This is a genomic window from Catenulispora pinistramenti (genome assembly GCF_018274385.1).
Classification (GTDB): Bacteria; Actinomycetota; Actinomycetes; order Streptomycetales; family Catenulisporaceae; genus Catenulispora; species Catenulispora pinistramenti.
The window spans coordinates 1-17,511 of the sequence record NZ_JAAFYZ010000226.1; the positions used below are offsets into that span (position 1 = coordinate 1).

Here is a 17,511-nt window from a genome sequence, read left to right on the forward strand (position 1 = left end):
GATATATCTTCGATTTTTTGATAAAAACCTTCCAATATTTTTATATTGTTTTAGCGGAGATGTGTATAAGGGACAGGTCGTGGACTTCGGCTTCAAAGTGCTGCCCGACGCCCCGCCGCTGACCGAGCGGCAGGAGCGCGGGCTGGCGCTCGGTGCCGTCTACGCCGCCGGCGACTACCTGCCGATCAACGCCCTGACCACGGCGGCCGACCCGCAGACCGCGGCCAAGATCCTGGACCAGTCCTGGGAAGTGAACGACGCGCAGTCGGCCCGCCAGACCTACCGCTCCCTGCTGGACGGCGGCCACCGCGACCTCTACACCTGCGTGCGCGGCTACCTGAACGCCGGCTGGGACCTGAGCCGCGCCGAGGAGCGGGCCCGGATCGAGCAGGCGACGCGGGAGATCCCGGCGCTCGCGATGCAGCGCGGCCAGCGGCCGGACGTGGCGCTGAACTACTTCCAGTCGGGGTGGCAGTACCGGGCCTCGATGCAGTGGTACCACCCGCGCCGGATCATCGAGAGCATCGCCGCCTGGGACGCCGCGCGGGTGGTGCACGTGAGCCGGTTCATCGTGGACGCCGGGTTCCTGGACCCGGCCGAGGCGTGGGCGGCGATCGAGGCGGCCGTGCAGATGGCGCGGCCGGAGTACCCGTCGTGGGAGGAGTTCCAGCTCGGGTTCCTGGCCGGCCGGGTGTTCTGGGCGGCCAACGCCGGGTTCGACGGACAGGAGATCGACGCCGACTACCGCCGCTACACCGGCGGCGGGAAATCGCTGCTGAGCAAACCGGACAGCCCCTGGCTGCGTCTGCGCTGGTAGCGCGGCCCCAAAGTCGCTGGCCCGGGCGCTGTTCCCCCGGTGCGCTTCCCGGCGCCCGGGCCAGCTCATTTCTTCGGACGTCCCGCTCAGGTACGGATCACCCGGACTCCGGCGTCCGTGAACTCCCCCGCGGTCTCCTCGTCCAGTCCGGCATCGGTGATGAACAGATCGAGGTCGGCCAGCCCGCCGAAGCCCGCCATGCAGTCGTTGCCGACCTTGCTGTGGTCGGCGAGCAGCACGGTACGCCGGGCGGCACCGATCATCGCGCGCTTCACCGCGGCCTCGGTGAGGTCGGGGGTGGTCAGGCCGCGCGCCACCGAGACCCCGTTGGTGGCCAGGAAGGCGACGTCCGCACACAGCTGGGACAGCGGGTGCAGGGCCCAGTCGTCGACCGCGGCCATGGTGCGGCCCCGGATCCGGCCGCCGAGCATCAGGACCGTGAGATTGGACCGGGTGGCCAGCTGGGCCGCGAAGGCCGGCGCGTTCACCACGACGGTCAGCTCCCGGTCCACCGGCAGGATCTCGACCAGCCGGCCGGTGGTGGTCCCGGCGTCGATGATGACGGAGCCCTCAGCCGGGAGCTCCGCCAGCGCCGCCTTCGCGATCCGTTCCTTCTCCCCGGTCATCACCGCGTCCCGGGCGGCCACCCCGGGCTCGAATCCCAGTCGTTCGACCGGGATCGCGCCGCCGTGTACCCGCCGCACCACTCCGGCGCGTTCCAGCACGGTCAGGTCGCGCCGGATGGTCTCGGTGGTGACCGCCAGATCCTCGGCCAGCCCCACCACGTCGACCCGGCCGGCAGCCCGTGCCTTCGCCAGGATGGCCTGCTGGCGCTCTTCCGCGTACATAACCGCATTGTAAGAGCGCGCGGTGAACCGGAGATGTTCGTCAGCGCACGCAGGACATAGCGGAGGAGACACTCAGCGCCATCGGCCCGCCGCCCCGCGAGAGCCGCCGGAAGAAGCCGAGGATCCCGGTGAGGCCGTAAGCCCAGGAGGCGCTGTACTCCCCCGGGTCGTCGCGCACGAACACCGGGTGCTCTGCCGGTCCCGCGCTGCGCACGAGCATTTGGGCCACGACGGCGCGCGCCGCCTGCCAGTACCGCTCGTCGCCTTCCCGCCCGGCGACGTCGATCAGCATGTTGCCGATCCCGGCCAGGCCGCAGCACTGCGTCGGCTTGTCCATGCGCGGGATGAGGGCGGCGCAGGCGTCGGCGGCGCGGCGCGCGGCGGCGCCGTATGCGGGCTCGTTCAGCCGGTCCGCGGCGGTCAGCAGGCTGGTCGCGATCCCGGCCAGACCCTGGCACCAGGACGCGGCCAGCGGCGCGGTGGTGGGCCGGGACGACCAGGCGACGAGCCGGTCGGTACGGCGCACGAGCTCGCGGGCCCGCTCGTCGGCGCCGGTCAGCATGGTGTCCTCGCCGAGCCGGTCGCCGATGACGGCGAGCGCCTCGACGGTTCCGGCCAGGCCGTGGCCCCGGGCCGCCGACGGTTCGACCCCGGTCGACTCGCCGAGCAGGCCGGGCTGGGATTCGGGGTCGGGCATGGCGTTGGCCAGCACGTGGTCGGCGCAGAGCCGGGCGATGTCCAGGTGCGCGGGGCGGCCGTCGAGGTCGTGCAGCATCAGGTGGCCCAGGCCGATGCCGGAGGCGCCGCTGATCAGGTCGGAGTATTCCGGTTTCCAGTCCTGGCCGGGGGTTTCGGCGACGCCGGGGAAGGTGTCCGGGACGGCCCCGGCCGCGAGCCGCTGCGCGGCGCTGAGCTGGAAGACGTCCAGGCCGGTGCGTCCGGTCCACAGCCCCGGGCCGAGCCGGACGACGTCGGCACCCCGGCGGCTGAACGGGACCAACCGCGCGACCAGCGCCGGGACGCCGGGCTCTGCCAGGTGTTCCAGCAGTTCCAGTCCGATGCCGGCGCCGCCCCGATAGACGCAGCCGTCCACGCCGACCTGTTCGGTGCGCGGAACCTCTGTCAGAACCCTGCGAGCCTGCCGGGTGAGGTCGGTCAGCAGGTTCGCGCCGATCTGCTCGATCAGGTCGTCGGTGACCGGCGCGGATTTCGGGAGCGCGGTGCGGGTCCGGCGGACCGGGGAGAAGTCGCCGGCGGCCATCCGCCGTGCGGCCTTGTGCACCCGCACGTCGTCCATGCCGAGCAGATCGCAGATCAGCCCCATGACACCGCCGGGGGCATCGCCGCAACGCGCCCGGATCATCCGTAACGCGATGCGCCGCGGCTCGTCCACGTCGTCGCTCAGCACCACCGCGGGTAACGCCGACCAGGCATAGCAGAGCGTGGTTCCGAGGGCGACCAGATCGTCGCCGGTCGTCGGCTCCTCGTGTTGGAACTGCCGGGCCGAGGAGTAGCCGGAGGTGCCGCCCGGCAGATACAGGCCGTTGTGGCCGGCCAGCCCCAGATCGATCAGCTGCGCGGCGCCGTCCGGGGCGACGACGACGTTGCGCGGGTTGAGGTCGCGGATCAGGACCCCGCGCTCGTGGACGGCCAGGATCACCGTCGCCAACTGCCGGGCCAGGCGCTCCAGCGTGCGGCCGGAGACCGCGCCGGCGGAGTCGGCGGTGGCGTAGCGGCCGCATCTGACCACGTCGTCGGCGAGGTTGTACCGGCCCACGTCCCGGGTCACCAGGAACTCGTCGGTGCCGGCCCGGAAGTGGTCCACGTACCCTGCGACGCCCGGCACGCCCTCCAGCACGGCCAGCACCCGCCGCTCGTTGCGCACCCGCAGCCGGGTGTCGACGCCGTCCTCGCCCTCGTCCACCAGGGCCCGCGACTGCTTGACGATGACCCGGCCGCCGTCGCGCACGTCCACCGCGCGCATCACGTCGCCGCGGCCGGCGTGCACGATGCCGCCGTCGATCTCGTAGTGGTCGCCGAGCCGGGTCGGGGCGTTCGGCGGGCGCTCCCAGTCGCGCGCGCCGGGGGCGCCGGTGAACGGGTCCACGGCCCAGGTCGGCTGCCGGTAGCGCAGGGTCGCCAGCGCCGGGAACTCCTCGCCGTCCGGGCCGGTCAGCGTCATCACCAGCTTGCCCTGGGCGTCGGCGCCCCACGGCTTGTCGATCGGTCCGTAGCGGTAGTAGACCGGGGCGTCGGCGGCCACGCGGCGATCGCTGAGCACACGCGGCGCCGCCCGGCCGGCTAAGAGACGCGCGAGCATCAGCCCCACGTCGCGCACGCGGTCCTGCTCGGGGTAGACGGTGAACGCCTTGCCGATCGAGGCCGGGGTGGTGGTGCCGTCGTTGAGCCGGGCCAGGGCCCCGGTGGAGCGGGCGACCTTGAAGGCGCAGCCCTCGGCCAGCAGCGCCGGCACGATCACGTCCGCGGTCTCGGCCAGCGCGCCGGTGCGGCTGGAGACGTGGAGCTTCCAGCCTTGTTCCACGACGTGCGCGCCCGGCGGCCGCACGCCCAGCCACGTGGTGCCCGCTTTGAGCCCGATCTCGACACCGGCCCGGGCGGCGTGCGTCCGGATCAGCCGCTCCACATCCTCAGGCGACAGCCCGCCGTTCATTCGAACGTCCCTCTTTCGTGGTGCTGTAATGCCGTGTCGCCGTATAGCAAGCAGTCAGTCCTGACTCGGTCCGCCCCCAGCGCGCCGTCAGTCGGGGACTACCAGGGGAAACTCGTGGCGAAGAACCAGTGGCTCACTTGGTCGCCGCAGCAGTGCAGGCACTGGCTGTGGTCCAGCGCGGCGTCGGCGATCCCGGTGAAGGCGGTGTCCACGTCGAGTTCGTCGGCATCGGTCTCGCGTGGCTCCAACTCGAGCAGTTCGTTCATCTTCGCACTCCTTGGGAAGGCATCCGATGCTCGGACTCTGCCCTGTCTAACCGCCCTCGGGGCAGGCGTCAATGGGTGATCGACTCTCCGTGTGAAAGGGCTCGGCGGACCTGACGGCGCCGTGCGTTCTCCTCCGCCACTAGCATCAGGACCATGACAACGGTCAGCCCGAGAAGTTGGACCGCCGCCGAGGCGCGGGCCAGCGGAATCGTGGCGAGCACGGCCACCGTGCCGAGGGCCCGGAAGAACATGGGAGAAATCCGCAGGCTCATCCGGAAACAAAGATCGCCGGCCAGGAACACCGCGACGCCGGCGGCCAGGACCACCGCCGCGGGCGTCGGCAGCGCGGCCCCGAGGTGGGCGATCGCCTTCTTCAGCCCGGCGGCCAGGAAGGCGATCCCCAGCAGCATCGGGATGAAGCTGTAGTAGTAGGCACGCATCCCCAGCCGGAAGCGCTGGATGCCGGTGACGTGCCCGAGCGCGTGTTCGGCGGCGGACTCGTCGTGCCCGAAGTAGCTCCACCACAGCGTCGCGGTCAGCGCCAGGGCCAGCGCGATCCCGGCGGCGAGCGGCCAGTCCAGGCGGGTGCCGTTGGCGCCGGCGCCGATCGCCACCACCGACTCGCCGAAGGCGATGATGAGCAGCAGGCCGTGCCGCTCGACGAAGTGCGCGGGGTCCAGTTCGCCGACGTGCTCGGTGACCAGCGCCCGGCCCTCGCCGTAGTCGCCGCGGACCCGCCCGGAGATGATCGGCGCGACCTGCTGGAGCAGTACGGCGGCCAGCCAGAGCAGATCGGTGGCGGTCGCGCCCTGCACGGCGCCCGCGGCGGTGACGCAGCCGGCGGCGGCCAGGTTCGGCAGGGCGAAGCTGAGCACGTACTTGCGGTGGATCAGCGCGTACAGGGCGCTGTGGACGGCGGTCACCAGGATGTAGGCCAGGCCGAAGGCGACGCCGTCCACGGTGAAGACCTTCGGGATCGCCAGCGCGCACAACAGGAACCCGAACATGCCGACCACCAGGACCACCCGGCGCGCCAGGTTCTCCGGCGGCACCTGGTTGGTCAGGTACGCGTACGCCCCATACATCCAGTACAGCACCGCGAAGATCAGCAGCACCCGGCCGGCCTGCGCGAACGACAGGTCGCCGACCAACAACACCGTCAGCTGCGTGATGGTGAACACGAAGACCAGATCGAAGAACAGCTCCAGGGTGGTCACCCGGCGCGGTGCGCTCTGCGTGTCCGCGGTGGCCTCGTGCTCGGCGGGGGCCGGCATCGCGGTCATGATCTCCCCTGGTTCGTGTCGTCGGTGCCGGCCTCACCTTAGCCGTGGGCGGCCCCGCGATGATCGTCGCCCATCTGGCCGAATCATGGTGTAGAGGCGAGACAGGGAACGAATAGGCGGTATCGGAAACCCATCATCAATCTTGGAGGAATCGAAGGATGACGCTGCGCAGAACGCTCGCGCTGTCGGCCGCCCCGGCGGTGCTGGTCCTGGGTGCGGCCGGGACCGCATCGGCGGACGGGCACGGATACCGGCACGGGGACACGGTGCGTGCGGACGGCACCCGGGTAACCGCGTCGGCCGTGCACCACACACTGCCGTCGGCTGTGTCCCCCCGCGGGAACAACAGCGCGTGGGTGGTCGGCGTCGGGCAGTGCGACATCGCCTCGAATTCCGACTGCTGGTCGTACATCGACCCGAACAACGGCACACCGTGCCCGTCGGGCCACTTCTGCATCTACACCAGCACGGCCGCGGGCCCGGGCGTCAAGGTGTTCTCGTTCTACCACTGCACCAACGGCGGCTCCGAGTGGGCGCTGAAGGACTGGCAGGGCCCGGGTCTGGCCGACAACAACAACTCCGGCGGCGGCCACGGCTACCTGAAGGGCGTCAACCACAACGTGCTGGTGGACTTGGCGCCGGGCGGCTCCGGGGACTACGACTTCACTCCGGTCTGGTACGTCCGGGCCTGCTGATCGCCGGCTGATCACTGCTGATCACTGCTGATCGGCGAACAACAAAGCGGTCCGTCACCCCCGTGGATGACGGACCGCTGCTTCGTGCCCGCTGACCGCCCGCTAACCGCGCGCCAGCCGCTCGGTCAGCCGCTCCTTGGCCGCCGGCCACTCGTCCTTGAGCATCGAGAAGTAGACGCTGTCCCGGAACGTCCCGTCCGGCCGCTGCCGGTGCCGCCGGAGCACGCCTTCGCGCTGCGCGCCGAGCCGGGCGATCGCGTTCTGCGACCGCTGGTTCAGGTGGTCGGTCTTCCACTGCACGCGCCCCATGCCCAGATCCTCGAAAGCGTGGGTGAGAAGCAGGAGCTTGGCTTCGGTGTTGACCGGGCTGCGCCAGTAGGCGCTGCCGTACCAGGTCCAGCCGATCTCCAGCCGCTCGTCGACCGGGCTGATGTCCAGGAAGGTGGTCCAGCCGACGGCGCGGCCGGTGGCCAGCACGATGACCGCGAAGGCGACGAAGGAGTCGTCGGCGAGCAGCACGTCCAGCTTCGCGCCGAGCTCTTCCTCGGTCCGCGGGGTCGGGCCGCCCTGCCAGCGCCAGACCTCGTCGTCGTTGCCGCCGGCCGCGAACAGATCGGAGAGGTGGCCGCGGGTCAGGGGCTCCAGGCGGATGTGGGAGCCGGTGAGGGTGGTAGGCGCGGGCGTCTTCGCTGTCATGATCCGGAGCCTAGCCGACCATTGAACTAGTGACAACCATGTTTGTACTAGTTCATTTACTCGGCCCGCCAGACCTCGGCGTTCTCGGCGGCGTACTGCGCCAGGGTGCGCGGGGCCCGGCCGGTGAGGCGTTCCACGACGTCGGTCACCGGGGCGTTGCCGCCGTCCCGGATGACCTGGAACAGACCGCGCTGGGCCAGGATCGTCCGCTCGCGCACTCCGGCGGCGCGCGCCCCGGCCGCCGCCCGCTCCGGTGGGATCGCGCGGTAGGCCAGGGTCCGCCCGGCGGCCTCGCCCAGGATCGCGACGGCGTCGGCGTGGCTCAGGCTCTGCGGGCCGGTGATGGTCAGCGTCCCCCCCCGAAGCCGCCTTCGGCGAGGACCGCGGCGGCCACCTCGGCGATGTCTCGGGTGTCGACGAAGCTCACCGGCGCGTCGGCGGCGTCGAGCTCCAGGCCGCGACCGAGGAGCGCGGGGACGAAGGCGGTCCCGAAGTTCTGGAAGAACCAGTTGGGGTGCAGGATGGTCCACTCCTTGCCCGAGGCCCGGACCGAGCGCTCCCAGTGCGCCATCATCGCCTCGTCCGGCAGCAGCTCGGTGCCGATCACCAGAACGGTCATCTCCATCAGCTCCCTGAGTTCGTTCCCTCGGTTACGTGTTCGACGGTAGGGCGCGGTCGGCGGATGATGAATGTGGTCGAGTCCTGAGAACATGTCCGATCGTCCAGTCCTGGCCGTAGCATCGGGAGTGTGGACGTACTCACCGATGCCCTGGCGGCGATGCGGGTCGGACAGACGCGGTCGGCGCGCACCGAGGTGCGCGCGCCTTGGGGGCTGCGGTTCCCGGCGGTCGGCGGGACGACGTTCCACGTGCTGCTGCGCGGCCGGTGCTGGCTGCTGCCGCCGGACGGGGAGCCGGTGGAGATGGCCACCGGCGATGTGACGCTGCTGCGGCACGGGAGCACCGTCTCGCTGGCCGACGATCCCGCGACGCCGCTCCAGGACTTCCGGCCGGGGATGTGGCGTCCTGGGCAGACGATCGGACGCGTGGACGTCGAAGGGCCCGGAGAGCGTTCGCTGCTGGTGTGCGGGGCCTATCAGTTGGGGCGGACGCGGCCGCACCCGCTGCTGGCGGAGCTCCCGGACCTGTTGCTGCTGCGCGCCGACGAGACGCCCGGGCTGGCCGCGGCCGTCGCGCTGCTCGGCGCGGAGCTGGAGGAGGCCCGCGCGGGCCAGGACGGCGTGGTCCCGGCGCTCGTCGACGCGATGCTGCTGCTGATCCTGCGGGCGTGGATCGAGCGCTGCGCCCGCGGCGCCGCCGACATCGGCTGGCCCGGCGCGCTGACGGACGCCGCGATCAGCGTGGCGTTGGCGGCGCTGCACGACGAGCCCGGCCGCGCCTGGACCGTCGCCGGACTCGGCGACCGGGCCGGACTGAGCCGGTCGGCGTTCGCGCAGCGGTTCACGGCGCTGGTCGGCGAGCCGCCGCTGACCTACCTGACGTGGTGGCGCATGACGGTCGCGGGCCGGCTGCTGCGCGAGTCGGACGCGCCGCTGAGCGCGGTGGCCGAGCGGGTGGGATACGCCTCGGAGTTCGCGTTCGCGAAGGCGTTCAAGCGGGAGTTCGGGATCGCGCCGGGGCGGTATCGGCGGGAGGCGGCAGTGGCTGCTTAAGGCCGCGGCGGCTGCTTGAGGCCGCGGTTGGCTGCTTGAGGCGGCTTGAGACCGGCTCCGGAAAGCCAAAGCGCCGCCCCGGCTCAGGAATGCGGGGCGGCGCTGTGTGGCCGCCGCCCCGGCTCAGGAATGCGGGACGGCTTCCGTGGAGTCGCCCCGGCTCAGGAATTCGGGGCGGCACCGGTTGGCGTCGCCCCGGCTCAGGAATGCGGGACGGCACCGTCTGGGGCGGAGGGCTCGCGGCCCGCCGCGGTCAGTGAGTGGCAGAGAAGTAGTGAGGTCGCTGGAGACAGGTTCCTGATCCTGACCGAGTGACTAGGCCGCGTTATCACCGGCCCCGGAAGCCGCGGCGGCGGTGCCGACACCGATCACGCCGACCCCCAGCTCCACGCCGACCTCGTCCGCGCCGGCCGGCATGGTGATCACCACGCCCAGCTCCTGCCGGATGGCGTGGGCCGCGGCGCCGAACACCAGGCTGTGCGTCCCCAACGTCGTGGCCCGCAGCACCAGCTGCTCGAACCCCGACATCACGCGCACCGCCAGCAGTTCGTTGACCTCCCGCATCAGCGGCGGGCCGAGCGGGTCGGCGGCCATCGGGCCGCCGAGGATGAACTCGGTGACGTCCAGCGTGCCGGCCAGGGTGGACAGCAGCCGCGCCACCTCGCGGGCGGCGCGCGTCACGCGCTCGCCGAGGGCGCGGGCCTGCTGGCCGTCGCCGCCGGCCAGGTAGCTGGCCACCGTCTGCTCGGAGGCGTCGCCGAGGATGACGGGCTGCACCGCGACCGTCTCCAGGCAGCCGATCAGACCGCAGTGGCAACGCAGTGAAGTGCCGATGTCGATGTGGCCGATCTCGCCGCTGCGGAAGTTGCCGCCGTGGTAGAGCCGGCCGTCCAGGACGATGCCGGCGCCGATGCCGGTGCCGATCCACAGCACCGCCACGGTCTTGTCCCGGTCGGTGCAGATCGCGACCTCGGACAGCGCGACGGCGTTGGCGTCGTTGACCACGTGGACCGGCAGGCCGTCGCAGAGTTCTGACAGCTCGTGGCCCAGGGAGACCATGTGCCAGCCGTAGTTCACGGCCTCGCGGATGACGCCGTCGTCGCCGACGATGCCCGGGACGGCCACGCCGACGCCGGTGATGCGGCCCGGGGTCGGCGCCCCCATCCGGTGCACCATGTTCGACACGGCGGTCAGCGCCGGTGCGTCCAGGGGGCGGGAGACGGTCTCGGTCGCCTCCATGTGCCCGTTGAGCGTGAAGCGGCTGGCGGTGATGCGCTCGTTGGCCACCTGGACGCCGATGAAGCGGTGGTGCGCGTCGTCCAGATCGAGCAGCACCCGCGGCTTGCCCACCGGCTGCGCCTCGCGGCCGGCCTCGCGGACCAGCCGGCGCTCGATGAGGTCGCCGACGATCTCGGACACGGTGGCGGTCGGCAGCCCGGTCTCCCGGATCACATCGGTACGTGAGAACCGGCCCTCACCCGCGGCGACGCACTGGAGGACCAGCACATCGTTGCGCGCCCGAAGGGAACTCTTGGTCCCCTTCTGGGTGAACCGGAGCTGGGTCACAACGGCCGCCATTCTTGCATCGTTCATCGATGTAACGTCGCGGGAACTGTAGGGCGGACCAGCTGTAGCGGTCAAGGGGACTCGATAGGCGACCCCCTCTGAGCTGGCCGGATAGTCGGGGATTCAGAATCCTGGAAACAGCGGACCGGGAAAGACCCCGCCGAACCCCGGGAACTATCGGAGACCGAACAAGCAGATGGCGCGGCGATGGCCCCCTCGGAACCCTCCGAGGGAGCCATCGCCGTGTGCTTACCGGCCATCGCCGTGTGCACTACCGGGCCAGTGCCGGCTTCGGCGCCGTCGCCACGTTCGCCTTGCGCAGGGCCAGCGTCCCGGTCCGGCCCAGCAGCATCGCGATCGCCATCAGCACCAGCGCGTCGGTCAGGGCGTCGGCGGTCACGGAGTGCTGGTACATCCAGCGGCCCAGCGAGTCGGCGAACCAGTGCTGCGCGCCGTAGGAGAAGGCCAGGCGCGCGCCGACCACGGTGATCCACAGCGCCGCGTAGCCGGCGCCGCCCCGGGTGAAGACCTTGCCGCTGCCCGGCTCGCGCCGGGTGGGCAGCAGCCCCGCGGCGGCCAGCCCGAGCAGCAGGCCGACCGCGGCCAGGGCCAGCTCCAGGACCAGTCCGGACCCGGAGGTCGCGGGGTGCTTCAGATACATCGGGACGATGACCGCGGCCACGAGCGCCGGCCGCAGCAGCCGGCCCTTGTTGACCTCCCGGCGGCCCAGGTCGGTCCCCAGCACGGAAGCCAGGACGACGAGGTTGACGATCCAGACGCTGGCGCTCATGGCGGGTCTCCTGACCTTCTCGCGATTCCGCCGGGGTTTTCCCGACACCTTGAGAATCGCCGATCAGGCCAGGTCAGAGCTTCAACCCAGAGGTGGAAGCGGGGTGGAGACCGGGTGGAGCGCGGGTTGGGCGGCACCGACGGGAGCGTCGGTACGGGTACTGACACCGGCGCCGACGGTGACCACCCCGGCGGTCACGTCCGCACGGAAGGACAGGCTTCGGGCCCAGGCCGTGACCACCTTGTCCAGCACGTCCACCGACGCGGCGCTGGAGGCGTGGCCGCGGATCACGAACCGCACCCCGGCGCAGCGGGCCACCCCGCACAGCGTCAGCCGCGGGAGGAACTGGAAGGAGGAGTCCTCCGGGTCGCGGTGCACGGTGGTCTGGAACAACCGCGCGGCGGGCCCGTCCGGGAGCTCGACTTCCTTTATCCGCTCGGACACGACCTCGTGCTTGGCCGGGTCCAGCACCTCGTCCGCGAGCGCCTCGGCCGGAGTCAGCGGCTCCTCGGTGTTGTCGTAGACCGAGAACCCGACCCATACGTGCTCTGAGGTCCGGCCCGGCTCGGGGTAGAGGACCGCGGCGTAGGCGCACTCCAGGTCCTCGGCCGCGAACAGCATGTCGCGTATGTCGTCACGGATGTCCGTGAGCACGGCGGCCCGCGGCTGGGGACCGAGGTCCAGGAGCTTCATGGCGCCGGCGACCGCGGCGTCGTAGCGGACCGGTGGGAAGTCCAGGGCGGTCAGGTCGACCGCCCGTCCGGGATAGGCCGTCTGCCAACTGGTGTATGTGTAACGGACGTCTGCGGTGTTCCGCATCCCGATGCACTCTCCTCGCGCTGTCGCGCATTTCTAGCGGCTTTCGGGATCACCTTACCCAGGCGATGACATAGCGGGATCTTCGCAAACGAACCTCAAATGCCCCCGGGGCGAACGCACACGTCGCCCCAATGAGGTGATCACCGAACGTATTTGAGTGTTCACAGCCGTCACCGGTACTCGGTCAGCCTCGGCCGCACCCCGGTCACCGCCAGCCCCACCGCCACCAGGCACGCCACGATCGGCAGCCACTCCCACAGCCCCAGCTCGTCCGCCCCGGCGTTCACGTTCGAGGTGAAGGCGGCGGCGTTGATGTCGATGGTCTTCTGCACCGCCGCCGCATACGCGACGAACGCTCCGTCGGAGTCGGAGGCGGCGGGACTGGTGTCGAAGAGGATGGCGCCGGACAGGTCGGTCGCGAGCTTCTGCCGGAAGACGCGGTCGTCGAGTTCGTAGGTCTGATACGTGCGCAGCATCTGCTCCGCGGCGGCCCGCTCCCCCGGGAAGGTGATGTTCTTCATCTCGGTCCCGAGGTAGCCGCCGAAGTTCACCGGGTGCGAGGGCTCGTTGAAGTACGCGTCCAGATCGGCGCGCACGGCGGCGTCATAGGTGTCGAGCGTGACGTTCGGGCCCGGGTCCAGCAGCGCGCGGCTCTTGGCCAGGAACGAGGCCTGATACTGCGCGGCGCGCGAGGGGTCGACGACGATGCGGCTCTCGTCGGCGTTGGCGTCGGTGCCCTCGGCCTTCGCGGCGGACAGGGCGGCCACGGAGTCGTAGGCGTCCTTCTTCGCGGCGCGCAGGTGCTCCGAGGCCGAGCCCATCGATACCGCGCCCCACACCATGACGACCGCCGTGAGCACCGTCGCCCCGACCAGCCCCGGATTCAGCGTGCGGCGGGTGCGGCGGGTCAGCCACAGCTCGAACCCGACGAACACGCCGAGGGCCAGCACCCCGGTGGCCACGATCCACCAGACCGCCTGCTGCGCCAGGCCGCGCCGGTTCTGGTACGAGGACTCGAGCGCGGCGCCGTTGGTATCGGCGACGGCATGCGCGGCCGGCAGGACGGAATCACGCATCAGGTCCGTGGCCTTGGCGTACTGCGTCGACTCGGACTGCGGGAGTTCCCCGGCGGCCCGGTTCGCGGCGGTGGTCTCGACGTAGATGACTTGCGCGGCAGCCGCTTCGTAGCTGCCCAGTGCGTCCAGGGCCTGACCCACCTGCTGCGCACCGGCGCCCCCGGCGCCCGCGTGCAAGGCCGCCATCTGCAGATCGTGGTCGGCCTCACTGCGATCGGCTTCGAAGAGCTTGGTGAACGCCGCGCGATCCACACCCGGGCCGAGGTTCTTGTCCCCGACCATCAGGATGTTGGCGAGGTTCGCGTCCATGTCGTTGAGCGCGTAGATGAGGTCGTTGCCCGCGGAGACCTGCGGCTCTTCGGTGGCGCCGATAGTGGTGAAGCCGGACCGGACGTTCGCGGCCGACAGCGCGGCCAGGACGGCGAACAGGACTGAGACGGCGATCGCGGTCGCAGTGAAGGCTTTCAGGAGCCAGGGGGTGGTTCGGCGCTTCCAAAAGGGGCGGCGCGGCTCGGGCGCGGACAACTGCCGAGACGCGTCCGGGGAGGTCGGCGGGGGCGCAACTGCGGTCATGCCCCTCAGCAAACGGCCTCCCCGGCGGCCCGATGGCCGTGCTCACGCGATACGCGCGCGCTACGGCATAACGCAAACGCGGCGCGCATAAGTCGCCTGATCAGGCGTGGTGGAGCCGGTGTTCAGGCGGCGAGGCCGACCAGGCGTGCGCTCAGCTTCCAGAGCCGGTCCACGGAGCTCTTGTCGTCCATCAAGGTATTGGGAACGGATTCGGCGACGCCCTCGTAATACGCGCCGTCCTCGACCCGCCCGTTGGCCAGCGCCAGGATCGCCGCCGCCCCCTCCGCCGCCGGACGCCCCGTGTCGCGGGTGTAGTTGCGCACCATGTCGGTGGCGAGCACCCCGGGGTGCACGCCCACGGCGATCAGGTCGGCACCGCCTCGCACGGCAACGGCGCGGGTGAAGAGGTTCAGCGCGAGCTTCGACTGCGCATACGCGGCGACGGCCGAGTACCGCTTGCTGGACTCGACGTCGCCCCAGTGCACGCGCCCGCCCCGGTGCAGAGCCGAGGACACGTTGATGACCCGGCTGCCGGGCTTGGCGGTGAGCGACGGCCACAGCAGCCGGGTGAGCAGGTAGGGCGCGAGGTAGTTCACCTGGAACGTGACCTCGTGGCTGTCGCCGGTCACCGCCCGCGAGGGCGAGCCGAACACCCCGGCGTTGTTGACCAGCAGATCCACTCGCGGGTACTCCCGCGCGACGCGCTGCGCCAGCGCCGCGACCTGCCCCAGATCGGTGAAGTCGGCCCCCATCGGCACGATCCGGTCCACGGCGCGGCCCTCCCCGGCCAGCTGCTGTCGGGCCTGCTCCGCCGCCTCGGGCGTTCGCGCGTGCAACAGGACCGTGCCGCGCTCGGCGGCCAGCAGACGCACGATCTCGCGACCGAGGCCGGCGTCGGCGCCGGTGACCAGGGCGGTTCGGGGGGAGGCGGACAGAGGCATGGTGTTGCTCAGCTGCTTTCTGGGACTTGGGTCGGTTGTCCGGGTCGGTTGTCGCCGGATTTCAGCCAGGCGAGTCAAGCAGAGTTCGGACATACCGGGCAATGGTGCATATGGGGATCAAGCGGCGCGCCTACGAGTGGCTTACGGCTGGAGTCGAGCCCGATCCCTTGACGTCCGCATTGGTCTAGTCCACGCTCCACCCTGCGGGGTCACTCAGTAGCCGCAGCAATGAGGAGACCTGATGAACAAGGAGCCCACCACAGCACCAGCAACAGGCAGAACCGACGCCCCGGCACCATCGCGCCGCCTGGCCGGCGTGATAGGCGCCGTGGCAGCCGGAGCGCTGGCCGCGGCCGGCGTCGCGGTGGCCGCCGGCGGCGCCAATGCCGCCGACGCGAACCTGCTGACGAACGCCGGGTTCGAGGCGGGCACGCTCGCCGGGTGGTCGTGTAGTGCGAACAGCGGGTCGGCGGTGACCAGCCCCGTGCACTCGGGCTCGTACGCGCTCAGCGCCACGCCCGCCGGTTCCGACGACGCGCAGTGCACGCAGACGGTCAGCGTGCAGCCGAACTCGTCCTACACCCTGTCCGCATGGGTGCAAGGCAGCTACGTGTACCTGGGCGCCACCGGCACCGGCGGGACGGATCCCAGCACCTGGGGCAGCAGCACGGCGTGGAGTCAGCTCAGCACGTCCTTCACCACCGGCGCGTCCACCACCAGCGTCACCGTCTACCTGCACGGCTGGTACGGCCAGGGCACGTACTACGGCGACGACGTCAGCCTGCTGGGACCGGGCGGCGGCGGCTCATCGAGCAGCCCGCCGACCACGCCGAGCACCCCCACCTCGCCGTCCACCTCCCCGACCTCCTCCGCTCCCCCGCCGCCGCCGGACACCGGCTTCAACCACCCGGCGTACTTCATGCCGCTGGACAACAGCCCGCAGGCGATCTCGGACGTCATCAACGCCGGCGAGAAGGAGCTGAACCTGGCCTTCGTCCTGGACTCCGGCGGCTGCACCCCGGCCTGGGGCGGCAACGCCTCGACGCCGGTCTCGTCGGACACCACGGTGGCGGCCGACATCAGCGCACTGCGGGCGGCCGGAGGTGACGCGGCGGTCTCGTTCGGCGGCTACAACGGCACCGAACTCGGCTCCAGCTGCGGCAGCGCGGACGCCCTGGCCGCCGCCTACCAGCAGGTGATCACCAAGTACCAGCTGAAGCACGTCGACTTCGACTACGAGAACACCGCGCTGGACAGCAACACCGCGGTCCGGTTCGGCGCCATCAAGATCCTGGAGCAGAACAACCCGGGCCTGGTGGTCTCCCTGACCATCCCGATGACCACCGTGGGCTTCCCGGGCTCCGGGGTCGACGAGATCAAGCAGGCGGTGGCGGCCGGGGCCCGGCTGGACGTCGTCAACATCATGGACTTCGACACCGGCCTGACCTCCGGCACCGAGATCGGCCAGACCGAGGCGATCGCGAACGACGCAATCTCGCAGCTGCAGTCCATCTACGGCTGGAGCGCCGCACAAGCCTGGTCGCACCTGGGCCTGCAGATCATGAACGGCCACACCGACCAGCCCTCGGAGCTGTTCCAGCTCAGCGACTTCTCGGCGCTGCTCGCCTTCGCGCAGGCGAACCACCCGGCATGGTTCTCCTACTGGTCGGCGAACCGGGACCGGGCCTGCGACCCGAGCGTTCCGCACAACTGGGCCGACGGCGCGTGTTCCAGCGTGACGCAGAACCCATGGGACTTCACCAAGATCCTGGTGCAGTACACAGGCTGAGAAAAACACGGACGCCACTGACAGAAGGTGTCAGTGGCGTCCTCCTACCGTCGGACCATGAGCTACCCGACACCCATCGCCTGGCACGCCGGAACCGACATCCTCGACGGCCGCCCGGTGAAGCGCTACCACATCGCCCGCGACGCGACCCCGATCCCACCGGAGTGGGAGAAGACCGCACTGGACCTGATGCCCGGCATGTTCGCCCCCGCGGACGAGACGCCACCCGCGGCGTTCACAGTGCTGTTCCGCAGCGGCGCGGGGCTCCACCTGAACGTCTACAGCTGGTACTGGGACAACGTGATCCACGGCAAGTTCGCAACCGGCGGCGTGCCATTCCTCGGCAGCCCGGACGAGGACCCCGGGCACCTGGCGCCGGTGATCCCGCCGGTGCTGGGGTGCGTCTACGAACTCGGGGTGCTGGTACACGAGCGGTCGGCGTGGATCCGGCACATGCTGATGAATGAGAAGCCTGATATGGATGCCTACCTGGCCGACGTGCTGCCGACCGGGCCGGCGGGGCTGCCGGATGTGCCGTCCGGGCTGCCGCAGCTAGTACCGGTGCCGGTATCGGTACCGCATCAGGCAACCGTTGCCCGGTAGTTCGCGACGTGCCGGTGGGTGGAGTTTGCAGGAGGATGGAGTTTGCGAGCCGGGTTGCGGTTGGGTTGTGGTTTCAAGGCTTTTTACGGCCTTCGGTCACAGTTGTGCCGGTTCGGGGTTCGGGGCCGCAGGTGTGTTTGTCGGCTGCCGGTTTCCGCGTTCACAACCCCGCCGCACCTCAGGCCTCTTCAACTCCAGCAAGTCAGATCAAGGACACAGGCCAGATCAAGAGCAAGATCAACAGCGCAGGCAAGATCAAGAGCTGAAGATCAAGAGCTGAAGGTCAAGGTCAAGGGCTAGCCGGAAAATGGAGGTGCCGATGGCAGGGTGGAGTGTTCCGGCTGCCCGGAAGGTTTGTGGTTGTGGCGGGTGGGGGCTGGGTCAGGCTGCTTCGGTGAGGGTGACG

The 17,511-nt window shown here is 70.6% G+C and carries 17 protein-coding genes; 5 read left to right on the forward strand and 12 right to left on the reverse strand.

Annotated elements, in window-relative coordinates; genetic code table 11:
• The first annotated feature begins 79 nt into the window (after window positions 1-79).
• A complete protein-coding gene (locus tag KGQ19_RS39805; protein WP_212019155.1) occupies window positions 80-817 on the forward strand; it encodes a DUF1266 domain-containing protein in 738 nt (245 codons plus the stop codon).
• A gap of 86 nt (window positions 818-903) precedes the next feature.
• Here the strand turns inward: KGQ19_RS39805 and KGQ19_RS39810 are convergent, their stop codons facing one another.
• From KGQ19_RS39810 to KGQ19_RS39825, 4 genes are all read right to left on the reverse strand, one after another.
• Entirely contained in the window at window positions 904-1,665 is a 762-nt protein-coding gene (locus tag KGQ19_RS39810) for a DeoR/GlpR family DNA-binding transcription regulator (protein ID WP_212019157.1), read from the reverse strand.
• A 40-nt stretch (window positions 1,666-1,705) separates the two neighbouring features.
• Complete coding sequence (locus KGQ19_RS39815) at window positions 1,706-4,336, reverse strand: class III lanthionine synthetase LanKC N-terminal domain-containing protein (protein WP_212019159.1); 2,631 nt, start codon at window positions 4,334-4,336, stop codon at window positions 1,706-1,708.
• A 98-nt stretch (window positions 4,337-4,434) separates the two neighbouring features.
• On the reverse strand, window positions 4,435-4,602 hold the full coding sequence (locus KGQ19_RS39820) for a hypothetical protein (protein WP_212019161.1): 168 nt from the start codon (window positions 4,600-4,602) through the stop codon (window positions 4,435-4,437).
• Between the two features lie 68 nt (window positions 4,603-4,670).
• Window positions 4,671-5,885 carry a low temperature requirement protein A gene (locus KGQ19_RS39825; RefSeq protein ID WP_212019163.1) on the reverse strand — a complete coding sequence of 405 codons (1,215 nt, stop codon included), beginning with the start codon at window positions 5,883-5,885 and terminating at the stop codon, window positions 4,671-4,673.
• 158 nt (window positions 5,886-6,043) lie between these two features.
• Here KGQ19_RS39825 and KGQ19_RS39830 point away from each other — a divergent pair, with 158 nt between their 5' ends.
• Window positions 6,044-6,580 (forward strand): hypothetical protein, encoded by a 537-nt coding sequence (locus tag KGQ19_RS39830; protein ID WP_212019165.1) that lies wholly within the window; start codon window positions 6,044-6,046, stop codon window positions 6,578-6,580.
• Between the two features lie 102 nt (window positions 6,581-6,682).
• Here the strand turns inward: KGQ19_RS39830 and KGQ19_RS39835 are convergent, their stop codons facing one another.
• The 3 genes from KGQ19_RS39835 to KGQ19_RS39845 form a co-directional block, all read right to left on the reverse strand.
• Entirely contained in the window at window positions 6,683-7,276 is a 594-nt protein-coding gene (locus tag KGQ19_RS39835; RefSeq protein ID WP_212019167.1) for a GNAT family N-acetyltransferase, read from the reverse strand.
• Window positions 7,277-7,332: 56 nt separating this feature from the next.
• Entirely contained in the window at window positions 7,333-7,494 is a 162-nt protein-coding gene (locus KGQ19_RS39840) for a hypothetical protein (RefSeq protein ID WP_212019169.1), read from the reverse strand.
• A 128-nt stretch (window positions 7,495-7,622) separates the two neighbouring features.
• Window positions 7,623-7,895 (reverse strand): SDR family oxidoreductase, encoded by a 273-nt coding sequence (locus tag KGQ19_RS39845; protein WP_212019171.1) that lies wholly within the window; start codon window positions 7,893-7,895, stop codon window positions 7,623-7,625.
• 129 nt (window positions 7,896-8,024) lie between these two features.
• On the opposite strand from KGQ19_RS39845, the gene KGQ19_RS52315 reads away from it, so the two are divergent.
• Window positions 8,025-8,948, forward strand: a complete 924-nt coding sequence (locus tag KGQ19_RS52315) for an AraC family transcriptional regulator (protein WP_212019173.1) — start codon at window positions 8,025-8,027, stop codon at window positions 8,946-8,948.
• Between the two features lie 315 nt (window positions 8,949-9,263).
• Here KGQ19_RS52315 and KGQ19_RS39855 read toward each other — a convergent pair whose 3' ends face one another.
• The 5 genes from KGQ19_RS39855 to KGQ19_RS39875 form a co-directional block, all read right to left on the reverse strand.
• A complete protein-coding gene (locus KGQ19_RS39855; RefSeq protein ID WP_212019175.1) occupies window positions 9,264-10,541 on the reverse strand; it encodes an ROK family transcriptional regulator in 1,278 nt (425 codons plus the stop codon).
• Window positions 10,542-10,785: 244 nt separating this feature from the next.
• On the reverse strand, window positions 10,786-11,304 hold the full coding sequence (locus KGQ19_RS39860) for a hypothetical protein (protein WP_212019177.1): 519 nt from the start codon (window positions 11,302-11,304) through the stop codon (window positions 10,786-10,788).
• 81 nt (window positions 11,305-11,385) lie between these two features.
• A complete protein-coding gene (locus tag KGQ19_RS39865) occupies window positions 11,386-12,123 on the reverse strand; it encodes a hypothetical protein (RefSeq protein ID WP_212019179.1) in 738 nt (245 codons plus the stop codon).
• Between the two features lie 170 nt (window positions 12,124-12,293).
• On the reverse strand, window positions 12,294-13,772 hold the full coding sequence (locus KGQ19_RS39870) for a GlnX family signal transduction membrane protein (RefSeq protein WP_212019181.1): 1,479 nt from the start codon (window positions 13,770-13,772) through the stop codon (window positions 12,294-12,296).
• 122 nt (window positions 13,773-13,894) lie between these two features.
• On the reverse strand, window positions 13,895-14,713 hold the full coding sequence (locus KGQ19_RS39875; RefSeq protein WP_212019183.1) for an SDR family NAD(P)-dependent oxidoreductase: 819 nt from the start codon (window positions 14,711-14,713) through the stop codon (window positions 13,895-13,897).
• 241 nt (window positions 14,714-14,954) lie between these two features.
• Here KGQ19_RS39875 and KGQ19_RS39880 point away from each other — a divergent pair, with 241 nt between their 5' ends.
• Both KGQ19_RS39880 and KGQ19_RS39885 read left to right on the forward strand, forming a co-directional pair.
• Complete coding sequence (locus KGQ19_RS39880; RefSeq protein WP_212019185.1) at window positions 14,955-16,502, forward strand: carbohydrate binding domain-containing protein; 1,548 nt, start codon at window positions 14,955-14,957, stop codon at window positions 16,500-16,502.
• Between the two features lie 57 nt (window positions 16,503-16,559).
• Complete coding sequence (locus KGQ19_RS39885; protein ID WP_230420170.1) at window positions 16,560-17,105, forward strand: hypothetical protein; 546 nt, start codon at window positions 16,560-16,562, stop codon at window positions 17,103-17,105.
• Window positions 17,106-17,511: the final 406 nt, after the last annotated feature.

What these genes read in the sequence shown, in the direction of transcription:
- KGQ19_RS39810 (WP_212019157.1), bottom strand. Translation starts at nt 1,665, where the DNA reads ATGTACGCGGAAGAGCGCCAGCAGGCCATCCTGGCGAAGGCACGGGCT.
- KGQ19_RS39815 (WP_212019159.1), bottom strand. Translation starts at nt 4,336, where the DNA reads ATGAACGGCGGGCTGTCGCCTGAGGATGTGGAGCGGCTGATCCGGACG.
- KGQ19_RS39820 (WP_212019161.1), bottom strand. Translation starts at nt 4,602, where the DNA reads ATGAACGAACTGCTCGAGTTGGAGCCACGCGAGACCGATGCCGACGAA.
- KGQ19_RS39825 (WP_212019163.1), bottom strand. Translation starts at nt 5,885, where the DNA reads ATGACCGCGATGCCGGCCCCCGCCGAGCACGAGGCCACCGCGGACACG.
- KGQ19_RS39830 (WP_212019165.1), top strand. Translation starts at nt 6,044, where the DNA reads ATGACGCTGCGCAGAACGCTCGCGCTGTCGGCCGCCCCGGCGGTGCTG.
- KGQ19_RS39835 (WP_212019167.1), bottom strand. Translation starts at nt 7,276, where the DNA reads ATGACAGCGAAGACGCCCGCGCCTACCACCCTCACCGGCTCCCACATC.
- KGQ19_RS39845 (WP_212019171.1), bottom strand. Translation starts at nt 7,895, where the DNA reads ATGACCGTTCTGGTGATCGGCACCGAGCTGCTGCCGGACGAGGCGATG.
- KGQ19_RS39855 (WP_212019175.1), bottom strand. Translation starts at nt 10,541, where the DNA reads ATGAACGATGCAAGAATGGCGGCCGTTGTGACCCAGCTCCGGTTCACC.
- KGQ19_RS39860 (WP_212019177.1), bottom strand. Translation starts at nt 11,304, where the DNA reads ATGAGCGCCAGCGTCTGGATCGTCAACCTCGTCGTCCTGGCTTCCGTG.
- KGQ19_RS39865 (WP_212019179.1), bottom strand. Translation starts at nt 12,123, where the DNA reads ATGCGGAACACCGCAGACGTCCGTTACACATACACCAGTTGGCAGACG.
- KGQ19_RS39870 (WP_212019181.1), bottom strand. Translation starts at nt 13,772, where the DNA reads ATGACCGCAGTTGCGCCCCCGCCGACCTCCCCGGACGCGTCTCGGCAG.
- KGQ19_RS39875 (WP_212019183.1), bottom strand. Translation starts at nt 14,713, where the DNA reads ATGCCTCTGTCCGCCTCCCCCCGAACCGCCCTGGTCACCGGCGCCGAC.
- KGQ19_RS39880 (WP_212019185.1), top strand. Translation starts at nt 14,955, where the DNA reads ATGAACAAGGAGCCCACCACAGCACCAGCAACAGGCAGAACCGACGCC.
- KGQ19_RS39885 (WP_230420170.1), top strand. Translation starts at nt 16,560, where the DNA reads ATGAGCTACCCGACACCCATCGCCTGGCACGCCGGAACCGACATCCTC.